10 protein-coding genes and 1 pseudogene are annotated in these 16,474 nt (G+C 55.9%); 7 read left to right on the plus strand and 4 right to left on the minus strand.

Translation table 11 applies throughout. The features are described from left to right. Positions 1 to 89 precede the first annotated feature (89 nt). Genes EBA31_RS02760 through mtnN form a run of 3 tightly spaced genes read right to left on the minus strand, consistent with a single transcriptional unit; the run spans position 90 to position 2,213 of the window. A complete protein-coding gene (locus tag EBA31_RS02760) occupies positions 90 to 704 on the minus strand; it encodes a TRIC cation channel family protein (protein WP_020825232.1) in 615 nt (204 codons plus the stop codon). Beyond that, positions 704 to 1,510 (minus strand): vitamin B12 ABC transporter substrate-binding protein BtuF, encoded by an 807-nt coding sequence (gene btuF / locus EBA31_RS02765; RefSeq protein ID WP_122077211.1) that lies wholly within the window; start codon positions 1,508 to 1,510, stop codon positions 704 to 706. The genes EBA31_RS02760 and btuF overlap by 1 nt, the downstream gene beginning before the upstream one ends. A 1-nt stretch (position 1,511) precedes the next feature. Next, on the minus strand, positions 1,512 to 2,213 hold the full coding sequence (gene mtnN, locus EBA31_RS02770; RefSeq protein ID WP_020825234.1) for a 5'-methylthioadenosine/S-adenosylhomocysteine nucleosidase: 702 nt from the start codon (positions 2,211 to 2,213) through the stop codon (positions 1,512 to 1,514). Positions 2,214 to 2,342: 129 nt separating this feature from the next. Between mtnN and dgt the strand changes: the two genes are divergently transcribed. Next, on the plus strand, positions 2,343 to 3,860 hold the full coding sequence (dgt, locus tag EBA31_RS02775; protein ID WP_020825235.1) for a dGTPase: 1,518 nt from the start codon (positions 2,343 to 2,345) through the stop codon (positions 3,858 to 3,860). Positions 3,861 to 4,050: 190 nt separating this feature from the next. Continuing rightward, positions 4,051 to 5,490: a serine endoprotease DegP gene (gene degP, locus EBA31_RS02780; protein ID WP_020825236.1), complete on the plus strand. Its 1,440-nt coding sequence runs from the start codon at positions 4,051 to 4,053 to the stop codon at positions 5,488 to 5,490. Between the two features lie 59 nt (positions 5,491 to 5,549). Here degP and barA read toward each other — a convergent pair. After that, positions 5,550 to 8,281: pseudogene (gene barA / locus EBA31_RS02785) on the minus strand (two-component sensor histidine kinase BarA). 68 nt (positions 8,282 to 8,349) lie between these two features. Between barA and rlmD the strand changes: the two are divergent. The 5 genes from rlmD to eno all read left to right on the plus strand — a co-directional run bounded on the left by rlmD (position 8,350) and on the right by eno (position 16,402). Further along, positions 8,350 to 9,699 (plus strand): 23S rRNA (uracil(1939)-C(5))-methyltransferase RlmD, encoded by a 1,350-nt coding sequence (gene rlmD / locus EBA31_RS02790; RefSeq protein WP_122077214.1) that lies wholly within the window; start codon positions 8,350 to 8,352, stop codon positions 9,697 to 9,699. A gap of 9 nt (positions 9,700 to 9,708) precedes the next feature. Continuing rightward, positions 9,709 to 11,940, plus strand: a complete 2,232-nt coding sequence (gene relA, locus EBA31_RS02795) for a GTP diphosphokinase (RefSeq protein WP_020825239.1) — start codon at positions 9,709 to 9,711, stop codon at positions 11,938 to 11,940. Positions 11,941 to 12,095: 155 nt separating this feature from the next. Next, positions 12,096 to 12,890, plus strand: coding sequence for a nucleoside triphosphate pyrophosphohydrolase (mazG, locus tag EBA31_RS02800; protein WP_116691278.1), 795 nt, complete (start codon positions 12,096 to 12,098; stop codon positions 12,888 to 12,890). Positions 12,891 to 13,265: 375 nt separating this feature from the next. Further along, positions 13,266 to 14,903, plus strand: a complete 1,638-nt coding sequence (gene pyrG / locus EBA31_RS02805; RefSeq protein ID WP_020825241.1) for a glutamine hydrolyzing CTP synthase — start codon at positions 13,266 to 13,268, stop codon at positions 14,901 to 14,903. A gap of 203 nt (positions 14,904 to 15,106) precedes the next feature. After that, positions 15,107 to 16,402 carry a phosphopyruvate hydratase gene (eno, locus tag EBA31_RS02810; RefSeq protein WP_020825242.1) on the plus strand — a complete coding sequence of 432 codons (1,296 nt, stop codon included), beginning with the start codon at positions 15,107 to 15,109 and terminating at the stop codon, positions 16,400 to 16,402. Positions 16,403 to 16,474 lie beyond the last annotated feature (72 nt).

The raw sequence follows: 16,474 nt of genomic DNA on the forward strand, positions 1-16,474 counted from the left end.
TAATAGCATTTGTTTATTAATTGGTCGAATATTCTGCTCTAGGGAGTTGGGGTGTGATAAAACTCCGCCCGGTATCGGGCGGGGTGGGATTAGCGCTCGAGGATAAATGCGGGCAGTTTCAGGTGCCAGCGAATGGCCGCCAGCCTGATGGCTAGCGTGATGACCATGCCAAGCATCATCGCCTGCTGCAGCGGCATACCGAAAGTGGCGAAGGCCGTGGCATGTACGATGCCGCCGATAATACAGGCAGTAGCGTAAATTTCGGTTCGCAGGATCATGGGGATTTCACGCGCCAGTACATCGCGGATAATGCCGCCGCCAACGCCGGTGATCACGCCCATACAGATTGCCACTAATGGGCTGGCATCGGCGGCAAAGGCTTTATTTACCCCGATGCCGACGAACACCGCCAGCCCGACGGCATCCAGCACCGGCAAGATCCATTTAGGCAAACGGCGCGGTTGGCGAACCAGCAGCAGCGTCAGTACGCAGGTGATCATCGCCACCACCAGATCGGTTGGATCCTTTACCCAAAATACCGGCCCGTTAGCCAATGCCATGTCGCGAATGGTGCCGCCACCGACCGCAGTGACCACGCCAAGCACCAGCACGCCAAAGGGATCCATCCGCAGCTTGCCCGCCAGCAATACGCCGGAAATGGCGAAAACCGCCGTACCCAGAATATCCAACCAAAACACCAGCATTAACGGATCTCCGCCAGTTGGCTGCACAGCTGTTGCGCAGCCAGCATGATGCGGGGGCCAGCGCGGTTGAACCAGTCGCCATTGAGCGCAATCACCGGTACCTGCAGTTGCGGCGCCCAGAAGGCCTTCACGCTGGCGATCTCTTTTTGGTCGCCGGTAATAACGATGGCCTGGGGTTGACGCGCCAACACCTGCTCACGACTGATTTGCGGCCATGGCATGCGGCTGTCGGCAAAGATGTTTTCCGCACCGCACAGCGACAACACCTGGCTTTGCAGGGTGGCACCGGAAGTGGTGAACAAGGGCTGGGTGCCGAATTGCAGCAGGACCCGTCTTGGCTGAGTGTGAGGATATTTGTTTTTCAGGTCGGCAATTTGCTGACGAAGAGCCTCTGCGGCCAGATGCGCCTGTTCAGGATGCGGGCTGTATTGGGCCAGTTGATCCAGCGAGCGGGGGATATCATCCAGAGTAGTGGCGTCGGCATAGAAAATCGGAATGCCGAATGTGGCGAGCTGATCCAGCACTCGCTGCGGATTGCCACCGCGCCAGGCGAGGATCAGATCCGGCTTTAGCGCCAGTACCCGCTCCAGATTGATGCCTTGCCAGGAGGCGACCTGCTCGAGTTTCTTGGCTGCTGGCGGATAATCTGAATAGGCGCTCACCGCCAGCAGCGTGTCGCCCATGCCGGCGGCATAGGCAAGTTCGGTGGTATTGGGTGCCAGGCTGATCACGCGCTGGGCAGCGCCGACAGGCAGCGCCACCCATAATGCCAGCAGCCACAACAGGGCTGAAAAGCGTCGCGTCACATTAACCGCGCTTAGCCAAGGTCTGCAGCATGGCGTTAACCATCAGCGTGGATTGCTGAGCGGCCACCACCAGGAACTCGTCGAAGCTCATGTGCGACTCACTGTCGGCAACGTCAGAGATTGCGCGTACCACGACAAACGGGGTGCCGAAGAGGTGGCAAACGTGGCCCACGGCCGCCGCTTCCATTTCTACTGCCGCCACGCTCGGGAAAGTCGCGCGAATGCGGGCCAAAGGCTCTGCGCCGTTAATGAAGGCATCGCCGCTGCAGATCAGGCCGCGTACGGCGTTCAGATCCAGTTGCTTGATGCAGCTTTCTGCCAGGGCAATCAGCGCGTCGTCCGCGACAAACGCCGCCGGGCAGCCGGCCATTTGGCCTGGTTCGTAACCGAAAGCGGTCACGTCGGCATCGTGATAACGCACTTCTTCGGACACCACGATATCGCCGACCTTCAGCGTGCTGGCCAGGCCACCGGCAGAACCGGTGTTGATCACCACGTCCGGCTTGCAGTGTTCCAGCAGCAGGGTGGTCCCCATGGCCGCAGAAACCTTACCGATGCCGGACTTCAGCAACGCCACGTCAACGCCGCCGATCTGGCCGGTATAGATTTCACAGCCCGCGCGTTGAATGGTCTGACGGTTTTCGATTTGATCGCGCAGCAGGGTGACTTCCTGCTCCATTGCGCCGATGATGCCTACTTTCATAAATAACACTCGCTGATTGGGTGTGGGAATTGCGCCATAGTCTATCATGGCTCTCATAGAGAGATAATGCGTTGCATATGCCGTCGGGAATTGTTATCACGGGGGCTGGGCGCAACGGCGGAGAAACAGATGTCCGGGATCGACTTTAAGCAGAAAATCAGCTTCCAACGGCCCTTCAGCAACCCCATTGAAGCCGAAGAAGAATACGACATAGTGCGGCAGTTCGAGAGCGATCGCGGGCGTATTGTCAATTCCGCCGCCATTCGTCGTCTGCAGCAAAAAACTCAGGTGTTCCCGCTCGAACGCAACGCCGCGGTGCGCAGCCGCCTGACGCACTCCATGGAAGTGCAACAGGTAGGGCGGCATATCGCCAAAGAGATCCTTAATCGTTTCAAACAGGCAGGGCGGATCGACGAACTCGGCCTGACCAAACTGCTCGATCCTTTTGAAAGCATTGTCGAAATGGCCTGCTTGATGCACGACATCGGTAATCCGCCTTTTGGCCATTTTGGCGAGTCGGCAATTAACGACTGGTTTGCGCAACGGCTGGATCCTGCCAGCTGCGGCAGTGAGCCCGCCAGTAACGATCGCTGCCAGGTCAGCGTATTGCGTCTGCACGAAGGTGAGAGCGATCTTAACCGCCTGCGCAGCCGCATTCGTCACGATCTCAGCCACTTCGAAGGTAATGCCCAGGCAATCCGGTTGGTGTATACCCTGCTGAAGCTTAACCTGACCTATGCACAGGTGGGCTGTATCCTGAAATATACCCGCCCGGCCTACTGGGCCAGCGATATTCCAGCCAGCCACAACTACCTGATGAAAAAACCGGGCTTTTATCTGGCGGAAGAGGCATTTGTCGATCGGTTGCGGCGTGAGTTGAATATGGGCGAGTTCGACCGTTTCCCTCTGACCTATATTATGGAAGCCGCTGATGATATTTCGTACTGCGTGGCGGATTTGGAAGACGCGGTGGAAAAAAACATTTTCACCGTCGAACAGCTTTACCAGCATTTAACTCAGGAGTGGGGTGAGGTAACGCCGGGCGATCTGTTTGATAAAACCGTGGCCAGTGCTTTTCGCAAGATCGATCGCGGGGGGGCGCGTCGCAGCACCGAAGATCAATTCTTCATGTATTTACGAGTTTTCACCGTGGCGCGTTTGGTCCCGCATGCGGCGCAGCGTTTTATTGATAATCTGGATGCGGTTTTCCAGGGAAACTTTAATCAGGCGCTGTTGGAAGATTCCAGCCCGGCTTACCAACTGCTGAAAATATTCAAGAATGTGGCCTTCAAACACGTCTTCAACCATCCTGAAGTCGAACAGCTGGAGCTGCAGGGCTACCGGGTGATCAGCGGCCTGCTGGATATCTATAGCCCGTTGCTGGCAATGTCTTTGGCGGACTTTACCCGGCTGGTACAGGAAGACAGCCATCGTGCTTATCCGATAGAAACGCGCCTGTTTCACAAGCTTTCGACCAAACATCGTCTGGCGTATATCGAAGCGATTGAAGGTTTGCAGCACCTGTCGCCCGAGCAATTGGCGATCCGGGAGTATTATTTCCGTGCGCGTTTGCTGCAGGATTATATCAGCGGTATGACCGATCTTTATGCCTATGACGAATACCGCAGATTAATGGCAGCGGAATAATTCATTCCGCTAATAAATATTATTTTAAGCAGTTTGCTTGGCGCCGTGAGCTTATTTGGAGTTTTGTAAAGACGGACAATATTTGTTTACTATTACCAATAATCTGCGCCGGAACTTCGGGTTATTAATAGGCTCTCACTATGCACAAAGACCCTAATACTTTCTGATCGACTTTAGAAGAGACACACAGATGAAAAAAACCGCATTAGTTCTGAGCGCATTGGCATTCAGTATTGGTATGGCGATGGGCCCGATGACGGCCGTCGCCGCAGAAACCGCGTCTTCCAGCACCCAGCAATTGCCAAGCCTGGCACCGATGCTGGAAAAAGTGATGCCTTCCGTGGTGAGCATTAATGTTGAAGGCAGCACCACGGTCAATACGCCGAAAATGCCGCAGCAGTTCCAACAGTTCTTTGGTGAGGATTCACCGTTCTGCCAGGACGGTTCGCCATTCCAGGGCTCGCCGATGTGCCAGGGCGGCGCTGGCGCTGAACCGGGGGCGCCTGATCAGGGCACGCAGCAAAAATTCCAGGCGCTGGGCGCCGGGGTAGTGATTGACGCGGCCAAGGGCTACGTCGTCACCAACAACCACGTGGTGGATAACGCCAACAAAATCCAGGTTCAACTGAGCGACGGTCGCAAATTTGACGCCAAGGTGATCGGCAAGGATCCGCGTTCCGATATTGCGTTGATCCAACTGAAAGATTTTAAGAACCTGACGGCGATCAAGATGGCGGACTCCGAGCAACTGAGAGTCGGTGATTACACCGTGGCGATCGGCAACCCGTATGGACTGGGTGAAACAGCCACTTCCGGTATCGTTTCTGCACTGGGCCGCAGTGGGTTGAATATCGAGAACTACGAGAACTTTATCCAGACCGATGCGGCGATTAACCGCGGTAACTCGGGTGGCGCCTTGGTGAACCTTAACGGCGAGCTGATCGGCATTAACACCGCGATCCTGGCGCCGGACGGCGGCAACATCGGTATCGGTTTCGCTATCCCGAGCAATATGGTGAAAAACCTGACCGCGCAAATGGTCGAGTACGGTCAGGTCAAACGCGGTGAATTGGGCATTATGGGTACCGAACTGAACTCTGAACTGGCGAAAGCGATGAAAGTGGACGCGCAGCGCGGGGCATTCGTCAGCCAGGTGATGCCGAAGTCTTCCGCCGCCAAGGCGGGTATCAAGGCCGGTGACGTGATTGTCACCATGAACGGTAAAGCGATTTCCAGCTTTGCGTCGTTCCGCGCGGAGATCGGCACTCTGCCGGTAGGCAGCAAAATGTCGTTGGGCATTCTGCGCGACGGCAAGCCTGTTACCGTGGACGTTACGCTGGAACAAAGCGCCCAGACTCAGGTTGAGTCCGGCAATATTTACACCGGTATTGAAGGTGCCGAACTGAGCAATGGCCAGGTCGGCAACCAGAAAGGCGTGAAGGTAGATAGCGTTAAAGCCGGCAGCGCTGCCGCCCGTATTGGGCTGAAAAAAGGTGACGTGATCCTGGGCGTTAACCAACAGCCAATCCAGAACCTGGGTGAACTGCGCAAGATCCTCGACAGCAAGCCTTCGGTGCTGGCGCTGAATATCCTGCGTGGCGACACCAGCCTGTACCTGTTGATGCAGTAATGACCCCAGGTTTTTACCAAAAAGGCACGCTACGGCGTGCCTTTTTATTGCCTGTTACTTCAGGCCAAATGAGCGCGCGCGGCCTGGCAGACCAGCTCAATCTCATCCAGCAGCTCCAGCCATTCCGGCTCCAAATCATTGCTGCTTACCCCCGGCGCAGCTGCTGTTCAATGTAGAAACACAGCTGTTTCAGACGCGGTACGCCGCTGTAGCTGCAACTGCCGTGCAGTTTGTGGATCAAATCCAGAATGTCGGCGTCCGGCGTGCCGTCGAGCATCGCTTGCACGCGTTCGCTAACCTGTGGCAGGAAGTCGAGCAGCATCTGCAAAAGGTCACGGGCCAGATCGGGCTTGTTGGCCGCCTGACGCAGCGCCAGGGCCCAGTCGAGCGACAACGGCGGTTCATTAACGGGAACGGGTGCCGGCGTTACCGGGTCGGGTTCGCCGCTGTGATAGCGGGCCAACACGCGGGTCAGCATGGCTTCGTCAATCGGTTTGGCCAGATAGTCATCCATGCCGGCCTGCAGCAAATGTTCGCGTTCGCCGCTGACCGCATGGGCGGTGACGGCGACGATCGGCGTTGAATTGTGGTGCGGCAGTTGGCGGATCAGCTCGCTGGTTCGAATACCGTCAATGTTGGGCATCTGGATATCCATCAGGATCAAATCCAGCACGTTATCGCGCGCCAGCAGCAGCGCTTCTTCCCCGCTTTCACACAGCAGGGTCTTTTCCACCTGTTCGGCCAGCAGGGTGCCGATCAGTTTCAGGTTGGCCGGATTATCGTCAACCGCCATCACCGTTAGCGGCAGGCGTTTACGTTCCGGCAGCGCAGTGATGCGCGGCGGTGTTTCCATGCGCAGCAGCGGGAACAGGCGATTACTGGTGATTGGCTTGATCAGGCAACCAGCGGCGCCCTGTTGTTTAAGTATTTCGGCGTTGATTTGCGACTGGCAAGGCAGCGCCAGAATCACCCGGTCGGCGACTTTCAAAGCCGCCAGCAGCTTGCTTTCGTGCTGGGCCATATTGTCGCGGAAGGGGATTGGCACGCCCACCAGCAGGAAATCGTAATGTTTCTTCGGCAGTTGGGCCAGCGTAGGTGAATGGGTAATCACCAGTTGGGTGACGTTCAGCATATTGAGCGTCGCCTGTGCTGCCATCGGGTTGGCTTCGATATACCCCAACGTCTTGCCTTGCAGATCCGGCAGGCTTGGCGGCAGCGACAGCATGCCTTCGTGCAGATCGAGCGTGATGTGGAACCAGAAGGTCGAGCCGCGATTCAACTGGCTGTGGAAGCAGATATCGCCGCCCATTTCTTTCACCAGCTTCTGGGTGATCACCAGCCCCAGGCCGGTGCCGCCGTGACGGCGTGAAATACTGGCGTCCGCCTGACGGAACGCCTGGAACAGCTGTGACTGTTGTCGTTCGGAGATGCCGATGCCGGTGTCGTGGATTTGTACTTCCAGCTCAATCTGGCGGTCTTGCAAGCCGCGCAGTTCGACACGGATATCGATGTTGCCGGTTTCGGTAAACTTGATCGCGTTGCCCAGCAGGTTGGTAATGATCTGCTGTAACCGCAGCGAATCGCCGATCACCTGCTCTGGAACGTCGTTGTGCACGTCCAGCGTCAGCTCCAGCCCTTTTTCGTGGGCGCTCGGTGCCAACAGCACAATGACCTCGTCGAGGGTTTCACGCAGCGAGAACGGAATATGTTCCAGCACCAGCTTGCCGGCTTCCAGTTTGGAGAAGTCCAGCACGTCGTTGATGATGGTCAGCAAGTTGTTGGCCGAGCGCTCGATGGTTTGCAGGTAGTCGGTTTGGGTGACGCTCATTTCTGTTTTCAGCATCTGGCGGGTAAAGCCAATCACGCCGTTGAGCGGAGTACGCAGCTCGTGCGACATGTTCGCCAGGAATTCGGATTTGATGCGGGCCGCTTCCTGGGCGCGTTTTTTCGCCAGATCCAGCTCGACGTTCTGGATCTCCATTTGCTCCAGGGTTTCGCGCAGGTCGGAGGTCGCCTGATCGATGTTCTGCTGCATCTCTTCATGGTAGGCCGTGAGCGACATCGCCATTGAGTTGATGCCGTTCTTCAGCATATGCAGTTCGCCCAGCATAAAGCCTTCGACGCGGCTGTCGAGCTGACCGCGGCGGATGCGATCGACGGTATTGACCATATTGCGGATCGGGCCGGTGACGTCGCGCATCAGACGGTAAGCGAACAGAATGGCGATACACATGCACAACAGCAGCAGCAGGGTGGAAACGAAGACCTCTTTGTATTGCTGCAGGCGAACCGACTGCAGATCCAGCTCGATCGCCACATAACCCAGGCGGTTGTCCTGCTGGAGATCGCTGCTGGCAGCCTGGTCCGGGTACTGGCTCTCTGACAGGATCGGGGTGCGCAGGATCAGCGAGTCACCGCGCCGGGTCAGCATCAGATCCGTGGGGATCGGAACCCCCTTCGGCAACTGCAACTGGGTAAAGTTGTGATGGTAATTGGAGGTGACAAACAGATTATTCTGCGCATCAAATACCGTAATTGAACGCACAATATCTGAATGACGGCGGTGTAACAGACTGACCAACTGCCTGACCGACTCGCGGCTGCGGAACGTCATGCCGTACTCGCTGGCCACTGCCAACGGTTCGATAATGCTGGCGCCGGCGTCAACCAGTTGTTCTTGCAATTCATTGTAGCGATGCACTACGAAGAAAGTGCTGAGCAACAGACCAATCAACAGCGTTGGGGCCAGAATCAGGATCATCATGCGCGCCCGCAGGCTGTATTTGGTCATGGGTTTCCAATGTGGGAGAATTGCCGGACAATCTCTACTTTAAATGAACCAGCACTCAATCGACAAATATGGCGCAATTCTACTCTCCGAAACGTCGCGTGACGACCCGGCAAAATTCTCCCGTGCTAACACTGACGGTAGACAACCTCGATCCCTTTGGTCAGGGCGTGGCGCACCACAACGGCAAAGCGATTTTCGTCCCCGGGGTATTGCCGGGCGAGCAGGCGGAAGTCCAACTCACGGAAGAAAAAAACAAGTTTGCCAAAGGCAGGTTAAAGCGCCTGCTCAGCCGCAGCCCGCAACGTGTCGAACCGCGCTGCCCACACTTTGGCGTGTGCGGCGGTTGCCAGCAGCAACACGCGGATGAAAGCCTGCAGCAGCAGAGCAAGGCGGCGGCCCTGGTGCGAATGATCGCTCGCGAAACCGGCGTTACGCCGCAGCAGGAGCCGGTGATCGCGGGTCCACAATACGGCTATCGCCGTCGCGCCCGTCTCGGGCTGTTGTGGCAGCCCAAACAGCAGCGTCTGGTGATGGGCTTTCGCCAGGCAGCGTCCAGCGATCTGGTGCCGGTGACACAGTGCCCGGTGCTGCATCCTGAACTGGAACAATTACTGACGCCGTTGCGATCTTGTCTGAGCGCATTGCAGGTCGCCAGACGACTCGGGCATGTCGAACTGGTGCTGGCAGATAACGGCCCGGTACTGGTTCTGCGCCATCTCGACGCCTTGAAAGAGGATGACCGCCAGGCCTTGCAGGCTTTTGCGCGGACAAAAAACGTAACCATTTATTTGGCGCCGGACAGCGATAGTCTCGAAAAACTGTGCGGTGAAACGCCGTATTATCAGGTCGACGGGCTACGCTTAGACTTCAGTCCGCGTGACTTTATTCAGGTAAATGACCACGTAAATCAGCAAATGGTGGCCCAGGCCCTTGAATGGCTCAGTATTCAACCCAATGATCGGGTATTGGATCTGTTCTGCGGCATGGGCAATTTTACCCTGCCGTTGGCGCGACGCGCCGCTGCGGTGGTAGGCATAGAAGGTGTTGCCACACTGGTAGCGAATGGGCAATATAATGCACATAAGAATAGGCTGAATAACGCCAGCTTCTTCCATGAAAATCTGGAAGAGGACGTTGAGCAACAACCTTGGGCAGCACAAGGATTTGATAAAGTGATGCTGGACCCTGCCCGTGCGGGCGCGGCCGGAGTGATGTCACATATTGTTAAACTGGCGCCAGAGCGGGTGGTTTATGTTTCCTGTAACCCGACCACGCTGGCACGCGACAGCAAAGTGCTGCTGAGCGCCGGTTATCGTCTTGCACGTGTGCGGATGTTGGATATGTTTCCGCATACGGGGCATCTTGAGTCAATGGCGCTGTTTATTAACGGTTCTGCGCCAGAGGTCGCTGCAAAGTAGGGAGAGGGTATGGTTGCGGTAAGAAGTGCACATCTGAACACGGCTGGTGAATTTGCTCTCGACGAGTGGATTGCCAGCTTGGGGCTACCTAACCCGCAGTCATGTGAGCGATTAGCCGCAACCTGGCGTTACTGTGAGCAGCAGACCCAGAACCATCCTAATGCGCCGCTGTTGCTGTGGCGCGGGCTGGAAATGGTCGAGATCCTCTCTACTCTGAGCATGGATAACGACAGCATGCGCGCCGCGCTGCTGTTCCCGCTGGTGGACGCCGGCATCGTGCAGGAAGAAACCCTGACCGAAGAGTTCGGCAAGGGCATCACCTATCTGGTGCATGGCGTACGCGATATGGACGCCATCCGCCAACTGAAAGCCACTCAAAACGATTCGATGGCCTCCGAACAGGTCGACAACGTGCGCCGCATGCTGTTGGCGATGGTGGAGGATTTCCGCTGCGTGGTCATCAAGCTGGCGGAGCGTATCGCTCACCTGCGCGAAGTGAAAGATGCGCCGGAAGACGAGCGCGTGCTGGCGGCAAAAGAGTGTTCGAATATCTATGCGCCGCTGGCTAACCGTCTGGGTATCGGGCAGCTCAAATGGGAGCTGGAAGATTTCTGCTTCCGCTACCTGCATCCGGACGAGTACAAACGCATCGCCAAGCTGCTGCACGAACGCCGCATCGATCGCGAACAGTTTATTGACGATTTCGTCGCCTCGCTGCGTAATGCGATGGTCGATGAAGGCGTCAAGGCGGACATCTACGGTCGTCCAAAACACATTTACAGCATCTGGCGCAAAATGCAGAAGAAGGCGTTGGCGTTTGACGAGTTGTTTGACGTGCGCGCGGTACGCGTAGTGGTCGAACGCTTGCAGGACTGCTATGCCGCGCTGGGGATTGTGCATACCCACTTCCGCCATCTGCCGGATGAGTTCGACGACTATGTCGCCAACCCGAAACCCAACGGTTATCAGTCGATCCACACCGTAGTACTGGGTCCGCGCGGGAAAACGCTGGAAATTCAGATCCGCACCCGGCAGATGCATGAAGATGCAGAACTGGGTGTCGCCGCGCACTGGAAATACAAAGAGGGTGCGGTTGCGACGGTTCGCTCAGGCTACGAGGAACGTATCGCCTGGCTGCGCAAACTGATCGCCTGGCAGGAAGAGATGGCGGACTCCGGCGAGATGCTCGACGAGGTTCGCAGCCAGGTGTTCGACGATCGGGTTTATGTATTCACCCCGAAAGGCGACGTGGTGGATCTGCCGGCCGGCTCTACGCCGCTCGACTTCGCTTACCATATTCACAGCGATGTCGGCCACCGTTGCATCGGTGCCAAAATTGGCGGCCGCATCGTGCCCTTTACCTACCAGCTGCGGATGGGAGACCAGATTGAAATCATCACCCAGAAGCAGCCGAACCCAAGCCGCGACTGGCTGAACCCGAACCTCGGTTATATCACCACCAGCCGTGGACGCTCCAAGATCCACAACTGGTTCCGCAAGCAGGATCGCGATAAAAATATCCTTGCCGGTCGCCAGATGCTGGACAGCGAGCTGGAACACCTCGGTATCAGCCTGAAAGAGGCCGAGAAGCTGCTGATCCCGCGTTACAACATGAATTCGCTGGATGAAATACTGGCGGCGATTGGCGGCGGTGATATTCGCCTGAATCAGATGGTGAATTTCCTGCAGGGCAAGTTCAACAAACCGAGCGCCGAAGAGCAGGATCGCGAAGCGCTGCGGCAGTTGGTGCAGCAGAAAGCGCCGCCGGCAACCCGCAGCAAGGACAACGGCCGGGTGGTGGTGGAAGGGGTAGGCAACCTGATGCACCACATTGCCCGTTGCTGCCAGCCGATCCCGGGCGACGATATTATCGGTTTTATCACCCAGGGGCGCGGCATCTCCATTCACCGTGCGGACTGTGACCAACTGGTGGATCTGCAATCGCACGCGCCGGAACGTATCGTGGATGCAGTGTGGGGCGAAAGCTATTCCAGCGGTTACTCGCTGGTGGTGCGCGTGATGGCCAACGATCGCAGCGGCCTGTTGCGTGACATCACCACCATTTTGGCCAACGAAAAGGTCAACGTGCTGGGCGTCGCCAGCCGCAGCGACACCAAAAAACAGCTGGCAACCATCGATATGGACATTGAAATCTACAACCAGCAGGTACTGGGCCGGGTGTTAGCCAAGCTCAATCAACTGCCGGATGTGATAGACGCCAAACGCCTGCACGGCAGCTAACTCACCTGCGTCTTTCGGGCCACATCATTGTTGGCCAGGCTCCGTGGCTTCAGTTATCGTAGGGGGCGAACCTATTCGCCCCGATTGACCCGGGCGCAGCACGCTGCGCCGCTACATTAATGACCGGCGCCGATTCTTTTGTCAGAGACTTTCTTATGACCCAATCTTCTCCACTGCACCGCTTGTTGAACATCATGAAAACGCTGCGCGATCCGCAGGTCGGTTGCCCATGGGACCGCAAACAAACCTTCGCCACCATCGCCCCTTACACGCTGGAAGAAACCTACGAGGTACTGGACGCTATCGAACGTCAGGACTACGGCGATCTGCGTGACGAACTGGGGGACCTGCTGTTCCAGGTGGTGTTCTACGCCCAGATGGGCCAGGAGCAGGGGCTGTTTGACTTCGACGAGGTGTGTAACGCCATCAGCGACAAGCTGGAACGCCGTCATCCGCACATTTTCGGGGAAGCCGAGGCTGCCGACAGCGAGGCCGTTGCGGCCCGCTGGGAGCAGTTGAAGGCCGGTGAGCGTGCAGAGAAAGCGCTGCATTCTGCGCTGGATGACATTCCTCAGGCGCTGCCGGCACTGATGAAGGCGCACAAGATTCAGAAACGCTGCGCTTCGGTCGGTTTTGACTGGCATACGTTGGGCCCGGTGCTGGACAAGGTGTACGAAGAGATCGACGAAGTGATGCATGAAGCGCAGCAGGCGGTAGTCGACGAACAGAAACTGGAAGAGGAAATCGGCGATCTGCTGTTCGCCACGGTGAATTTATCGCGCCATCTTGGCCATAAGGCAGAAAATGCGTTGCAGGCAGCCAACCGCAAGTTCGAGCGCCGTTTCCGTCAGGTAGAAGAGATTATCCAACGGCGTGGGCTGCAGATGGGCGAAGCCACGCTGGAGCAGATGGAAGAGGCGTGGCAGCAGGTTAAGCGCCAGGAAAACTAATCTGCCGCTCGGGTGTCCTAGGATTGCCGCAGTAGCTTAATCTTGATCGGCGACAAGGTTCACCCAAGCTGAAACGGTTAAGCTCAGAGCCATAGTTTGCTGAACCGTGGCTTACCGACATCAAAACGCCAACAAACTGAAATCTAAGGCGTTTTATTGTCTCGAAAGGGCGGAAAAATAAATTTTTCTGTGCTAACTCATTGTTTTAAAAAGACAGGCTCTGGCAGGCCGATAGAGTAAACCCTGATGAACCCTTGATGGTGACAGAGATGATGGACAGTAAAACGATCGTTTGTAGGTCTGGAGAGGTTCGGGTATACTACTTTCCCGTCTTGGTTCTTCCATCGTCTTTAAACCTAAACTCTCAGGTTCAGCATGACAACTAATTATATTTTTGTGACCGGCGGGGTCGTATCCTCTCTGGGTAAAGGCATTGCCGCAGCCTCTCTGGCGGCTATTCTTGAAGCCCGTGGCCTCAACGTTACCATCATGAAACTGGACCCGTACATCAACGTGGATCCGGGCACCATGAGCCCGATTCAGCATGGGGAAGTTTTCGTCACCGAAGACGGCGCAGAAACCGATCTGGATTTGGGTCACTACGAGCGCTACATCCGCACCAAAATGTCGCGCCGCAACAACTTCACCACCGGTCGCATTTACTCCGACGTTCTGCGTAAAGAACGCCGTGGCGATTATCTGGGCGCAACCGTACAGGTCATCCCGCACATCACCAATGCGATCAAAGAGCGCATCCTCGAAGGCGGCGAAGGCCACGACGTGGTGTTGGTTGAGATCGGCGGTACCGTCGGCGATATCGAATCGCTGCCGTTCCTGGAAGCCATCCGCCAGATGGCCGTGGAAGTGGGCCGCGAGCACACCCTGTACATGCACTTGACTCTGGTGCCGTACATGGCCGCTGCCGGTGAAGTGAAAACCAAACCTACTCAGCATTCCGTAAAAGAACTGCTTTCCATCGGTATTCAGCCAGATGTGCTGATTTGCCGTTCCGATCGCACAGTTCCTGCTAACGAACGCGCGAAAATCGCACTTTTCTGTAACGTGCCGGAAAAAGCCGTTATCTCCCTGAAAGACGTTGATTCTATTTATAAAATCCCAGGCCTATTGAAATCTCAGGGGCTTGATGATTATATTTGTAAACGATTCAGCCTCAACGCGCCGGAAGCCAACCTGGCCGAGTGGGAGCAGGTTATTTACGAAGAAGCCAATCCGGGCGGCGAAGTGACTATCGGTATGGTCGGCAAATATGTCGAACTGCCGGATGCTTATAAGTCGGTGATTGAAGCGCTGAAACACGGCGGCCTGAAAAATCGTCTGACCGTGAACATCAAGCTGATCGACTCGCAGGATGTTGAAACCCGCGGCGTAGAAGTGCTGAAAGGTCTGGATGCGATCCTGATCCCAGGCGGCTTCGGCTACCGTGGCGTAGAAGGCAAGGTGATGACCGCGCGTTATGCGCGTGAAAACAACATCCCTTATCTGGGCATCTGCCTGGGTATGCAGGTGGCGCTGATGGAGTTCGCCCGCAACGTTGTGGGTATGGAGAACGCCAACTCAACCGAGTTTGTGCCAGACTGTAAGTACCCGGTGGTGGCATTGATCACCGAATGGCGTGACGAAGACGGCAACGTCGAAGTCCGTACCGAAGAAAGCGATTTGGGTGGCACGATGCGTGTCGGTGGCCAGCAATGTCACCTGACCGACAATAGCCTGGTACGTCAGATGTACGGCGAACCGACCATTGTTGAACGTCATCGTCACCGTTATGAAGTTAACAACATGCTGTTGAAGCAAATTGAAGCCGCCGGGCTGTTGGTTGCCGGCCGTTCCGCAGACAACAAGCTGGTTGAGATTATCGAACTGCCGAATCACCCGTGGTTTGTAGCTTGTCAGTTCCACCCGGAATTTACTTCGACGCCGCGTGATGGTCATCCGCTGTTCGCCGGCTTTGTGAAGGCCGCTGGTGAGTATCAGAAGCGCCAGGTGAAATAAAATATTTGGTAGGCGGCGCGCAGTATATTTACCCCAAATAATTGGGGTTACATCAAGGCGGCAAGAGACTGAGTCCCGATGAGCTGACATAAGTCAGTGATTCGGGTGAATGAACGTAGCCAACACAGATGTAGCCTCAAGTATGAAGGGTATGCGCGCTGTTTGTCTGGAGTTTTAGTTTAACTTGTACTGAGGAAAACCTAATGTCCAAAATCGTTAAAGTCATCGGTCGTGAAATCATCGACTCCCGCGGTAACCCGACTGTTGAAGCCGAAGTGCATCTGGAAGGCGGTTTCGTAGGTCTGGCTGCTGCGCCGTCAGGTGCTTCTACCGGTTCCCGTGAAGCACTGGAACTGCGTGACGGTGACAAGTCTCGTTTCCTGGGTAAAGGCGTACTGAAAGCCGTTGCTGCAGTAAACGGCCCGATCGCTCAGGCAGTATTGGGCAAAGATGCCAAAGACCAGGCTAACATCGACAAGATCATGATCGACCTGGACGGTACTGAGAACAAATCCCAGTTCGGCGCTAACGCCATTCTGGCGGTTTCCCTGGCAGCGGCTAAAGCGGCTGCAGCTTCCAAAGGTATGCCGCTGTATGAGCACATCGCTGAGCTGAACGGCACTCCAGGCAAATTCTCTATGCCACTGCCTATGATGAACATCATCAACGGCGGCGAGCATGCTGACAACAACGTCGACATTCAGGAATTCATGATTCAGCCGGTTGGCGCGAAAACCCTGAAAGAAGCCGTTCGCATCGGTTCTGAAGTTTTCCATCACCTGGCGAAAGTGCTGAAGGCCAAAGGCCTGAACACTGCTGTAGGTGACGAAGGCGGCTACGCACCAAACCTGGGTTCCAACGCCGAAGCGCTGGCTGTTATCGCTGAAGCGGTAAAAGCAGCAGGCTACGAACTGGGCAAAGACGTGACTCTGGCGATGGACTGTGCGGCTTCCGAGTTCTACAAAGACGGTAAATACGTCCTGGCTGGCGAAGGCAACAAAGCCTTCACTTCCGAAGAGTTCACTCACTTCCTGGAAGAGCTGACCAAACAATATCCAATCGTGTCTATCGAAGACGGCCTGGACGAATCTGACTGGGATGGTTTCGCATACCAGACCAAAGTGCTGGGCGACAAAATCCAGCTGGTGGGCGACGACCTGTTCGTTACCAACACCAAGATCCTGAAAGAAGGCATCGAGAAAGGCATCGCTAACTCCATCCTGATCAAATTCAACCAGATCGGTTCTCTGACCGAAACTCTGGCTGCTATCAAGATGGCGAAAGACGCAGGCTACACCGCGGTGATCTCTCACCGTTCAGGTGAAACCGAAGACGCAACCATCGCCGACCTGGCTGTGGGTACTGCGGCTGGCCAGATCAAAACCGGTTCTATGAGCCGTTCTGACCGCGTTGCTAAATACAACCAACTGATCCGTATCGAAGAAGCGCTGGGTGCACGCGCTCCGTTCAATGGCCTGAAAGAAGTTAAAGGTCAGTAATAACGGTTTGGTTCGTTGCTAAATGAAACCCGCTCCGGCGGGTTTTTTTATCACTGGTTATTTACATAAGTG

Source organism: Serratia sp. P2ACOL2 (assembly GCF_003691565.1).
Lineage (GTDB): Bacteria > Pseudomonadota > Gammaproteobacteria > Enterobacterales > Enterobacteriaceae > Serratia > Serratia liquefaciens.